Here is an 11,514-nt window from a genome sequence, read left to right as displayed (position 1 = left end):
TTTCTAAAATTAGTAGCAGCAGACATTCAAAAACGTTTTGGAAACGATCTGAGTGAAATTGCCATCGTGTTTAATAATAAACGGCCGATTACCTACCTCAAAAAACATCTTGCTGAAGTGTATGGTCAGGCGATCTGGTCGCCGCAGTTTTTTACGATTCAGGAATTTTTCAGACTTTCGACGGATGATACCGAAGCCAGTCCTTTAACCCAATTTTTTCATCTGTTTAATATTCATAATGAGTTATTGGTAGCTGAGGGCAGGCAACCAGAAACGCTGGAAGAGTTCTATCCCATTGCCGAAATTATATTGAGTGACTTCGGTCAACTGGATTATGATCTCGTTCCCATCGAGCAGATCTATCTAGAACTTTATGACAATACCAAAATCGACATTGCTTTTCAACATCTCACGCAAGAACAGCAAGGGTTTATCCGTCAATTTTGGCAGTCCTTTTCTATTGCGGGGCATAGTGGAGTACAAGAGCGCTTTCTTCAACTTTGGAAAAGACTACCGGTATTATATAATCGATTTAAAGAAAAGCTTAAAACAGAAGGCCAAACCAACTATCCAACAATCTACCGTGATCTGGTTGAAGGCAAGGCTACACATCAGCAGTTTGCATCTTCCTTTCAGCATATCCTTTTTGTCGGTTTCAATGCTTTAAATAAAGCCGAGGCAAAATTATTTAGACAATGGCAGGACAAAGGCAGCGCACTATTCTACTTTGATGCCGATGCCTATTACCTGGAGGACACTATGCAGGAGGCGGGACTTTTTATCCGTCGAAATATTTTTCAAACAGGTTTGGTCAATGCCCTTGGCGATAGCCCGAACATTATTGGCAATAGAACCTCTACCGTAAATCTATATGCCAGCACCGGAAAGATCAGCCAAACAAAACTGCTCTATGATATCCTCGAACAGCACCATAAAACGGAACAGACCTCTGCCATTCTTCTAGCAGATGAAAACCTGCTTGTTCCTTTGCTGCAGAGTCTACCCGATGTCAACCCCAACATCACAACGGGATATCCACTGACACAGTCTCCTATTTTCGGTATCCTGGACCTATGGATGGATGTACATTTGGAGATATCACAGTTCAAGAGGCGGAAGATTCCTTATCAGGTCATAGAGACCTTCATCAACCATCCGCTCAGCATGGTTTCTTTAGCAGATAAACTTCAGATCCAAAAAGAGATTGCCGACAAACAGCTCTTTGAGATCGCATTGGAGGAACTTCATCTCAAAAGCTCCCTGCCTCAGTTTTTTGTGCCAATCGAAAATTCGGCGCATTTGATCCCTTCGCTCATTCTGATCGTCGAAGACCTGTTGCATAGCATCTCTTCTCAGGAGCGTATCCGCCAAATTGACAACAACCTCTTGATCGAAACGAAGAAAACGCTGAACCAGCTGCTACTGGGCTTTGAAACAGTTGCGCCCTTAAGCATCAGCTTCCAGATTGGCCTGATTAAAAAAGCAATCGCCCCAATAAATTCGGCGATAGAGGGAGATCCACTAGAAGGAATTCAGATTATGGGACTCTTGGAGAGTCGTTGTTTAAATTTTGACAACGTATATATTCTAGGCGCAAATGAAGGCATTCTACCCAAAACGTCCAATTCACCGACCTTTTTACCCAATAGCCTGAGAAGCGCTTATGGCCTCCCCATATTAGAGAATCAGGATGCCCTGTCAGCTTATTTATTCTATCGCCATTTTCAATACAGTGAAGGAATACATATTTTCTACAATGGCTTAGTAGACGAAAGCTCTACCGGCGAAGAAAGTCGCTTTATCAAACAGCTGGAGTTTGAAAGTAAATTTCAGTTTGACCGAAAAATTCAACAACAGACCATCCAATTTGCGGATAAGGCGCAAGAGATTGTCATCGAGAAACGTGGTCAAGTCTGGGAAAAGATGTATCAGGATTTTATCGTCAACCAGAAAAGGATATCTGCAACGGCACTAACAACTTATCTGCAATCCCCGCTACAGTTTTTTTTAAAACACATTGCCGGTATCAAAGAACCACCTTCAATCTCTCAGGAATTTGAGATGAATAAACTGGGAACTGTCATCCATAATGTCATGGAGAAGATATTCCTACCTTTCAAGGGGCAACAGGACTTTACACCGACAACTGTCTTACGGCACGAGATCGACAAAATAGAAGCACAGGTGATTCGTGAAATAGGCCTGCAATATCAGATCGAATTAAAGACAACCCATGATTTAAACAGCCTGCAGCGGATCATGCTGAAGATTGCCTGCGAGTATGTCAAGATGTATCTTGAATATGACATCAACAACTACAAAGCATTTCGGATTATTGAACTCGAGAATGACAACGATTATGTACTGCCCTTTCCTATTGAGATCAATGGAGAAGAACAACAGGTCACACTTTACGGCATCATTGACCGTGTAGATGAGGTCGTAACACACGACGATCGTATTATCAGTAGAATTGTTGATTACAAGACTGGTGGAGACTCGATCATATTCAAAGAAATCGACCAGGTATTTACGCCAAATACCGAAAATAAAGCCATGGTGCAAACGCTATTCTATGCCTATGTATTTGAACAGAAAACAGGAAGAAAACAACTCGAACCCCATCTCTATGTCGCCCGTAAAATGCGGGAAGAAGGGACATTATTCAGTGGTAAAGAGGGAATATTGACTGATGAATTCCTTGCTTTCCAGAAAGAAAATTTTGTCAGATTCCTGCGAGATATTCTTCAGGAAATCTTTAACCCAGATGTCCCATTTCGGCATAACCCGGACTCTATGATTTACCCAAGCGACCCTTATACACTATTCTATCGGGAAGCTAGCAAATGGGGCGATGCAGAAGAATGAATATAGCAAAGACTTTAAGGAGAGGTCAAACTAAATGCTACATATCAAATACATTTTAAAGACAAAAGGGGACATTTTACTGTCCCCTTTCTATATTAACGTTTGTTTCTTTTAATTGCATTATTGGCTCGACGTTTTGCTGTATTAATTTTATAATGGAACCAATGGTCTTTGAAGATCTTTCGCATCGTATTGTCAAAATGCCTTGTGATAAACAGATTACGCGCCCCCTGCAATTTCTCACTGATCGAATTTGCTAACGCCCTAACAGAAATCGAATAGCCCTCTGTCTCATATTGAATATAGTGCCACCAGCCTGCTGGCATATATAAGGTCTCTCCAGGATGGATCACCGCCTCATAGCCCTCCAGATATTTAATTCCGGGATATTCCTCTTCACTGCTATATTTGGGGTTTGCAATACTATGAAAATTGTATGGCAATTTGTACATCAAATCAGATTGATCATTTGGAAAAAGCCAAATACGTTTTAATCCTTGGAATTGAGAAATAAACACGTGTGACATATCAATATCGAAATGATTACGGGTACTTGACCCCTCTCCACCAAAGAACATAAATGGTAACCATTGCAATACCTTACCGCCTGTAACATCGTTATAAATAACATCGTGTTTCAGTTCAGGACGTATCTTGAGTAGATTGAACAAAAACAACCGTAACTCTGTAGGTTCTTTTGTGATCAGATCCAAATATTCTGCAAATGTCATATGGCCAACAGGAGCACTGGCAGCACGGTCCATTGATTCTTCCTCTTTTCCATAGACATCTATCTTTATATCTCCTGCGATTTCCTTAAAGTAATCATAACTCCATTTCTTCCACGCTGGACTTTCTGCACTGATAAAATCTGATATAATTACAGGAAAACCTGGTTTCAGATAATTCTTTAAAAAGTCCTCTGATTGAATGCCCGAAATTTTATCAACTTGCTTTAACTTCACGACTGACTAATTTTGCTTAATTACAAACATAAAAAAAATATTCCTATCAAATTTTAAAAATACTGCCTATGCTTTATTTTTAATTGGAATAAATTATTCCAAGCAATTTAATAGAAATATACTTAAAATCTCAATGACCATCGTCACTTTTATTACATTTTAACATCATCGATTTGACTCGCCACCATTTCTATACCCCTAAAGATAAAAATACAATTCATCTATCTTTTATACAAGATGAACATACCCTACAAATTGATCATCCGGCCAATTCATAAAATTGTCATCGTACCATTCCCGATTCGGAATGATAAAACTCAACAGCAACGCCCGTAAAAGTCTTTACAGATCCTTGCGGATCTTAAACTGCACAAATAACAAAAAAAGGGTCTTAAGAACCCTTTTTTTGTTATTTACCTTATGTTAGGCTATTACTTATTTACCTTTTTGATATATTCTTCAACAGCCATCGTCATACTAGGAGCTTTTGGTGTTGGAGCAGGGATATCTAAAATCAATCCGTGATCTAAAAGTGCCTGTTGAGTAGAAGCACCAAATGCTGCAATCCTTGTATTATTCTGCTTAAAATCAGGGAAGTTATCGTATAAGGACTGTACACTTGAAGGACTAAAGAACACGATAACATCGTAGAAAACATCTTTCAAATCAGTCAAATCGCTTACAACAGTTCTAAAAAGCACAGCCGGTGTAAATTTATAGCCGTTTTGTTGTAACCAATTACTTGTTTCCTCATTGGCTACATCCGAACAAGGGAACAAGAAATTCTCCCCTTTGTGTTTTTTCAGCACCTCTTCAAGGTCTTTCGCGGTCTGTTTACCAAAGAAAATCTTCCGTTTTCTATATTGGATATACTTTTGAAGATAGAGGGCAATCGTCTCTGAAATACAGAAATATTTCATTTCTGAAGACACTTCAAATCGCATCTCTTCACAAATTCTAAAATAATGATCTACAGCATTTCTGCTCGTAAATATTACAGCAGAATAATCTGCTAAATTAACCTTATCCCTACGCACATCTTTGGCAGGAACTCCTTCTACGTGTATAAAACCTCTAAAGTCTAATTTTAACCCGTATTTCTTTGCTAAATCATAATAAGGGGACTTATCGTTTTCAGGTTTTGGTAAAGTCACCAGTACACTTTTTACCTTCTTTGCTCTTTCTACGTCTGAAGTTTGCATATTAACCAGTTTTAGCTCAATAATCTTAACAGTATTAATATTGGTGCTATTTCTAGGCAACAAAGGTACAAAATTAAATAGGAAATTGAAAATTTATACATAGACATAATATGAGTCGCTGTCTTAAGAAACCGATAGAAAAAGAGTAAGGCCGCTCCAACAATAGCCAAATGCAGTACAACTCCGACCGATGTCAAAGGCACAAGACTCAAAATTAATAGTACAGGAAGCATTAAAAAAAGTGTATTGAAATAAATCAGATACAGCACGGTCACATATTCCTTTACCAACTTTCTAATTTGAAAAACAAAGGATAAGAATCGGATAAATCCGATTTTTAACGCAAACAAAGCACCAACCATTCCCGCAGTCTTCATATAATTGGGAAAAGTAATAAAATCGAATCTATTTAATTCATATGCATAAAATAGACTTACAAATAAGCCTATTGCCCCAGAAAATAATATAAATAGAAAAATAAATGGCCAAGATGTCAGGATCGTATCCTCTTTGCTTACAGACAATAAGACCCTATCATCCCAGTACCCCTGAAAAACCAATTTAATATCAGAAGGGAAAAATACCCGAATCAACCCAACACCAAAAATTAATGCGAGAACTGTAAATAAAATCCAGTTTTCACGATGAGCCTTGAGCGTTCCATATTGCCGATCCAAATTGCTACTTCTTAATTTGCTCTGAAAATACTGCTGAACATCAAAATTATAAATGTTATGAATCCTTAAACCTTCCCCGTTCACTGTTACGATCCGATATTGATTCTGTAACGCAGGATTCAAGGATGCCAAAACTTTCTGGTTTGGCGATTCAACAGAATCCTTTACGATATTTAGACTATCAGTACTAACTGTACTGCTGTCCTGTACAACCGTCCGAAAAGTCCGCCGCTGCGCATTCAATCCCGTAATTGAAAACAGCAGTAGTACTACAAATAGAATATGATATTTGAAGATAGTTACGCTCATTAAAATGAATTGTCTCTTAACGGTAATGAAATGCTCATGAACCGTCTATATTCGAAACTCTTTAATTGTGGTCGTAAAGTTAGGATAAAAAGTTATATTGCATTCAAAAAATCTTCAGAGAACATGTACAAAGAAATCATACGTTGTCAATGGTGCGGATCTGATCCGCAATATGTCGATTATCACGATAAAGAATGGGGACGACAAGTCCACGATGACAAAACTTTATTTGAATTTTTGATCTTAGAGTCTGCACAAGCCGGCTTAAGCTGGATTACGATTCTTCGGCGAAGAAAGGCATACCAAGAAGCTTTTGCCAATTTTGATGTTGATCAAGTCGCTGCTTATACCAACGAACATGTTGCTAGACTTTTGGTCGATTCGGGAATTATCAAACACAGGAATAAAATTGAATCCACCATTACCAATGCACAGCATTTTAAGAAAATCCAAGCAGAATATGGTAGCTTCTACGACTATTTATACACCTTTTTGCCTGAAAAAAAACCGATCGTCAACCACTGGACCAGTCTGCAACAGGTACCTGCAACTACAGCTATTTCTGATAAAATAGCAAAAGACATGAAGAAAAGGGGATTCAAATTTTTCGGTTCTACCATCTGTTATGCTTATATGCAGGCCGTTGGAATGGTGAACGACCATATCGAAACCTGTTCGTTTAAATAAGTTAACCATTAAAATGCGCATAGGTTTCGCAAACACCAATTTATAGGAATCAAAACCGGTTCTCTACACCATAAAAACAGACCGATAAGAACAGCAATACAACATATGAATCAAATCGACCTAAAACAAAACCAATTGGTATTAAAAGAAAAAAGGGGGCCTCTAATTGCCAGACTATTCATCTATTTACTTACCATATTTTCTATAATTCTACCCCTTGGTGGCGTCACTGTCAATGTATCCAATAGCGGGCTGACAATTGTGAGTGTTATCATGCTTGGCTTATTTGGATTAATAGCATACTATATGCTCCGTGTCTCATTATGGAATACCTATGGCGCTGAAATTATTGAATTTCAAAAAAACAAAATCAACTACACCGCCGACTACCAATGGTTTAAAGGGGGTCAAAAAGAATTTGATTTTGAAAAGATAGACTTTACAATACAAAAATCGGGCTATGAGGAAGATTACAAAGGTGTTTTAGTCATTAAATTTGATGAAAAGGAAATATTTGAAACTGTCTCCAAACTACCGTTATCAGAATTAGAAATTTTACGCATAAATCTGAAAGAATTATACAACGATCAAACACCTGAATAGATCAAAATTCTATAGTTAAAATCTAATGATCACTTGTTAGTACATTAGACTGCTACGTTTTTATAAATATCAGGGAGATTCCGACAAAGACCATTAAAATCCATACCATACCCAACTACAAATTCTTTACTTATTTCAAAGCCAACATAGGTCAATTCCTCGAAATGATACTGCAGCGCCTCGGGTTTCACCAAAAGTGCACAGGCAATCACACTTGCTGGATTTAATTTTTTTACGGCATCCAAGGTATACTTCAGGGAATGCCCGGAGTCGACAATATCTTCTACAATAATCACATCACGGCCTTCAAGATCGATACCAAGTCCTAAAAGCTCGTTTAATTCAGATTGCCCGGTTCCAATATAAGAAGCCAACTTAATAAACGACATCTCACAAGGAACATCAATTTGCTTAAGCAAATCTGCCATAAACATAAAACATCCATTCAAGACGCCTATAAAAACAGGCTGTTTGTGTTCATAACGCAGGCTGATATCAATCCCCATCAAGCGCACTCGTTTCTGAATTTGCTCCTCTTCAAATAAAGGTTCGAAAAGCAATCCGTCAATTTCTATCTTTTTCATGCTAATATTCTTCTTTCAACACATGCACTATTTGTGTGTGTCGTTTTCTTTTTCCTCTTTTTTACGCCCTAATATCTTGTCAAATAGCGACCGTTTTGGTTTCTCCTGCTCACTAGCCTCCTCATCTTTCTTTTCTGTTAGATCCATTTGTTTTAGCTTCTTTGGAACAGATACATGCTCAAGATTCTCGGCAGGAGAACTACTTTCGAGACGATCGAACAACAATGGATCATCTCCCATATCAAATACATCAACAGAATCTACCACAGCTGGTCTTGCTGCCCGCAGATGCGGCTGTAGAACAACTTCATAAAAACCATAATTTGAAGTTGTTGAATCCACACTAATCTGCCCTGTTTTGGTCATAATATGACCATATGTATTAAAATAGCGCAACATATTCCCTTTCAGGTGCCCTGTCCAGTCAAAAAAGTTGAGTCCCTTTTTGGGACGCGGAACAATGCTCGACAAAAATATACTTTCTCCAAGCCCTAATTGCGCTGGTGTTTTCCCAAAATAATAGCGTGCAGCTTCGGTAATACCATATACATTATTTCCCCACTCGATGACATTCAGGTAAACCTCGTACATGCGTTTTTTACTCACTTGCTGCGAGCGTTCCATCAGCCATACCAGCAAAATTTCCTCCAGCTTCCGTACAACCGTCTTATTGCGATTTAGAAAAACATTTTTCACCAGTTGCATTGATATCGTACTCGCTCCACGCTTAAATCCTTTTTCCTTAATGTTTGTAGCAATAGAGAGTTTAAAAGCCTTCTCTTCAAAGCCTTTGTGCTTAAAGAAAAATGGATCTTCTGTATTGATCAAACTAATCTGCATATAACGGGATATTTGATCTATAGGTGTAAAATTAGGATTTTGAGGTCCGACAACAATTTCCCGCATCGGCTTACCATCTTCATAGGCTGTATACGTGAATGGTGTATTTAACATCGCAATATCGGCCTCCCCCCATTTGACTACCTTTAAATCCCTATCATCCATTTTGGAAGAGAAAAGAAGCTTTTCGGGCTTTTTGATTTCGAGAGCAAAGTTCAGATCGTATTGAATATGCCCCTCCACCTGAATACCATCTAAGCCAGGAAATAATCCAACTGGCATGGCATCAAAAAAGTGCTGCGCCTCTATCCTATCAGTATGAATGGCAAGGAAAAGTTCTTTTTCCGGCTTGTGCACATATTTGATATAAGGAGAAAACACGAAATCTTTGACCTGAACGGTACTTTCTTTGCTCACTTCAATCGATGATGCTCCAATATTCAATGCCCCCTGCATGATGGCCTCAGGAAAGATAACATCTTTACTAGAAATACGCCAGTGATTTACTTTCAGATTTTTAAATCCCCATTGCCCATGCAACTCCAGTAACTCCTTATTTCTTCTATGAGCCTTGTCCAATCGGAAGGATATTTCATCAAAACTTACCGCGAGACCAAATTTGCGCTGTAATAGTGGAAGATTTACCTCCTTTTTATCGGAAAAAAGACGAAGGTCACATTCTTGATTATCTGAATCAATCGTTCCGGTCAGATTCCAGGCCGCCTCATGGTCATTTAACAGAAACTTGGTTTCCATATCTCCGCCGTCTATCACAGCAGAAGGAATTACAATGCGTTGTGAAGTACTGTCGTCACGATAGGAAAGCTCAAGGTTCTTGAGATCGAGGTCATTTGGAATCTTAAAAAATACATTTTTCAACAATCGATCTGCCAAGGCCGCCAGATTCTGCTTTGGGTTATCATTTTCAACAGTATCCTTTTTCTGCTTCTTGAACAGGAAATCGTAGTTACTGATCGAATCCTTTTTAACAAGAGAAACCTTCCCATTATCTAAAAGAACTTGTCCTAACTTCACATCCCCAAATAACAAAGGCCACAATTTTACAGACACTGTCAAATCATTGATTTGAGCCAATTGATCTCTATTTTTGGGCAATAGCTGTATATTCTTAAACTGTACGGCATTAATCCCCTGGAAAGCATAATATTGAATCTTCAATTCCATATCATACTTTTCAAGCAACTTCGCTTTCGCTTTGTTGATTGCTCCCATGAGCATGGCATCTCTTTTCTGATAAGCATACGTGCCTACTGCGATCGCCAAAACCAAAATAGCAGCTAAAGCGATATAAAGCCATCGCCATTTGCGGGACTTAAAAGATGTTATAAATCGATTGGACATAATTATTACTTAATGCAAATTCGTGCATATCAACAGTCAAACTTAGATAAATTTGGCTGCATATACAATTATAATTCACTGAAACAAGGATGGCCTTTATCCCTTTCTACAGTCCGACAAAATTATTTAGAAAACAGGTTGGTTACCCGAAAACGAAAATGTACTGGATAACGGATCTTTCCTAAAGATTAGGAGTACGATACAGTAATCTTAATCCCATTAAAAACAAAGAAATGACATGAAATTGATCCGCAATGAGTAGTTTTGTAATCCATGATTACAAATGAATAATAGATGGTTACCAAAGAACAAATATTAAATGCATTATCCTATGTTGAAGAGCCTGATTTGAAAAAGGATCTTGTAACATTGAATATGATTCAAAATATCGAGATCGAAGGTGAAAAAATTTCTTTCGATGTCATTTTAACTACACCAGCTTGCCCGCTTAAGGACCATATTGAGCATGCCTGCCGAAACGCCATAGCCCATTTCATCGACAAAAACCTCGAAGTTCATATCAATATGACTTCCAATGTGATCGGGAAACAAGGCGCGCAAGTGTCGGGTATTAAAAACATCATCCTGGTATCCTCAGGCAAAGGTGGAGTTGGTAAATCTACTGTCGCTGCAAATCTTGCACTTGCACTCCATGCTAAAGGAGCTAAAACAGGTCTTTTAGACGCCGACATCTATGGGCCATCGCTTCCAATTATGTTTGGCCTAGAAGGTGCCAAACCGGGTTCGATAGAAATGCCAAACGGCCAGGTTAAAATTGAACCGCTTGAAAAATTTGGGCTGAAATTACTTTCAATAGGATTTTTCACCGATCCAAACCAACCTATTCCATGGCGTGGACCGATGACGACCTCGGCCATCAAGCAGCTTTTTAACGATGCACATTGGGGTGAACTGGATTATTTGGTTGTTGATATGCCTCCGGGCACGGGTGACATCCATATCACCGTATCACAGACATTCCCGATTGCCGGGGCTGTGATTGTCACAACCCCGCAGCACGTTGCCCTGGCTGACGCTGTCAAAGGAATCGGAATGTTCTTAATGGATAGCATCAATATTCCATTATTGGGTGTCGTGGAAAATATGGCCTATTTTACACCAGCTGAACTGCCAGAGAATAAATATTATATTTTTGGTAAAGATGGTGGAAAACGTCTTGCAGAAGAATATAAAGTTCCTTTCCTTGGTGAAATCCCTTTGTTAAAAGGCATTTCTGACGCAGGAGATAATGGTTTCCCTGTTGCCATAGATACCGAAGATCCTGTAACGAAATCATTTTTAACGATCGCAGAGAAAGTTGCCCAGCAACTTTCCATTATCCATAGCCAAGGGAGATAGTTAGTTAATAGTACGCTCTTGCGCTTCACCATAAAAAGGCTTTCATACGTATGAAAGC

General features: G+C 38.7%; 9 protein-coding genes. 4 read left to right on the top strand and 5 right to left on the bottom strand.

From position 1 onward, the window contains the following. On the top strand, positions 1–2,868 hold a 2,868-nt coding region (locus B2X72_RS07680; RefSeq protein ID WP_286848907.1), incomplete at its 5' end, for a PD-(D/E)XK nuclease family protein. A gap of 95 nt (positions 2,869–2,963) precedes the next feature. Here the strand turns inward: B2X72_RS07680 and B2X72_RS07675 are convergent. The 3 genes from B2X72_RS07675 to B2X72_RS07665 form a co-directional block, all read right to left on the bottom strand. Further along, positions 2,964–3,833, bottom strand: a complete 870-nt coding sequence (locus B2X72_RS07675; RefSeq protein WP_286734407.1) for a cupin-like domain-containing protein — start codon at positions 3,831–3,833, stop codon at positions 2,964–2,966. A gap of 431 nt (positions 3,834–4,264) precedes the next feature. After that, the gene (locus B2X72_RS07670) at positions 4,265–5,035 is read right to left on the bottom strand and encodes a uroporphyrinogen-III synthase (protein WP_286848904.1); all 771 of its coding nucleotides are present in this window, start codon (positions 5,033–5,035) and stop codon (positions 4,265–4,267) included. Between the two features lie 11 nt (positions 5,036–5,046). After that, on the bottom strand, positions 5,047–6,021 hold the full coding sequence (locus B2X72_RS07665) for a DUF4271 domain-containing protein (protein WP_145329025.1): 975 nt from the start codon (positions 6,019–6,021) through the stop codon (positions 5,047–5,049). A 123-nt stretch (positions 6,022–6,144) separates the two neighbouring features. Here B2X72_RS07665 and B2X72_RS07660 point away from each other — a divergent pair, with 123 nt between their 5' ends. Both B2X72_RS07660 and B2X72_RS07655 read left to right on the top strand, forming a co-directional pair. Beyond that, positions 6,145–6,708 (top strand): DNA-3-methyladenine glycosylase I, encoded by a 564-nt coding sequence (locus B2X72_RS07660; protein WP_075995004.1) that lies wholly within the window; start codon positions 6,145–6,147, stop codon positions 6,706–6,708. 105 nt (positions 6,709–6,813) lie between these two features. Then, positions 6,814–7,311 carry a hypothetical protein gene (locus tag B2X72_RS07655; RefSeq protein WP_286848900.1) on the top strand — a complete coding sequence of 166 codons (498 nt, stop codon included), beginning with the start codon at positions 6,814–6,816 and terminating at the stop codon, positions 7,309–7,311. Positions 7,312–7,355: 44 nt separating this feature from the next. Here the strand turns inward: B2X72_RS07655 and hpt are convergent, their stop codons facing one another. Then, the gene (gene hpt, locus B2X72_RS07650; protein WP_075994457.1) at positions 7,356–7,895 is read right to left on the bottom strand and encodes a hypoxanthine phosphoribosyltransferase; all 540 of its coding nucleotides are present in this window, start codon (positions 7,893–7,895) and stop codon (positions 7,356–7,358) included. Positions 7,896–7,922: 27 nt separating this feature from the next. Continuing rightward, positions 7,923–10,097, bottom strand: coding sequence for a transglycosylase domain-containing protein (locus tag B2X72_RS07645; RefSeq protein ID WP_286848897.1), 2,175 nt, complete (start codon positions 10,095–10,097; stop codon positions 7,923–7,925). Between the two features lie 294 nt (positions 10,098–10,391). On the opposite strand from B2X72_RS07645, the gene B2X72_RS07640 reads away from it, so the two are divergent. Beyond that, complete coding sequence (locus B2X72_RS07640; RefSeq protein WP_286848895.1) at positions 10,392–11,456, top strand: Mrp/NBP35 family ATP-binding protein; 1,065 nt, start codon at positions 10,392–10,394, stop codon at positions 11,454–11,456. Positions 11,457–11,514 lie beyond the last annotated feature (58 nt).

Origin of the sequence: Sphingobacterium sp. UBA7253 (assembly GCF_002472745.1) — a bacterium.
Lineage (GTDB): Bacteria > Bacteroidota > Bacteroidia > Sphingobacteriales > Sphingobacteriaceae > Sphingobacterium > Sphingobacterium siyangense.
Note: the sequence above shows the minus strand (reverse complement) of the source record. Positions and strands in the feature narration are given on the sequence as shown.

Coding starts and splice junctions, on each gene's coding strand:
- B2X72_RS07670 (WP_286848904.1), bottom strand. CDS start 5,035: ATGCAAACTTCAGACGTAGAAAGAGCAAAGAAGGTAAAAAGTGTACTG.
- B2X72_RS07665 (WP_145329025.1), bottom strand. CDS start 6,021: ATGAGCGTAACTATCTTCAAATATCATATTCTATTTGTAGTACTACTG.
- B2X72_RS07660 (WP_075995004.1), top strand. CDS start 6,145: ATGTACAAAGAAATCATACGTTGTCAATGGTGCGGATCTGATCCGCAA.
- B2X72_RS07655 (WP_286848900.1), top strand. CDS start 6,814: ATGAATCAAATCGACCTAAAACAAAACCAATTGGTATTAAAAGAAAAA.
- hpt (WP_075994457.1), bottom strand. CDS start 7,895: ATGAAAAAGATAGAAATTGACGGATTGCTTTTCGAACCTTTATTTGAA.
- B2X72_RS07645 (WP_286848897.1), bottom strand. CDS start 10,097: ATGTCCAATCGATTTATAACATCTTTTAAGTCCCGCAAATGGCGATGG.
- B2X72_RS07640 (WP_286848895.1), top strand. CDS start 10,392: ATGGTTACCAAAGAACAAATATTAAATGCATTATCCTATGTTGAAGAG.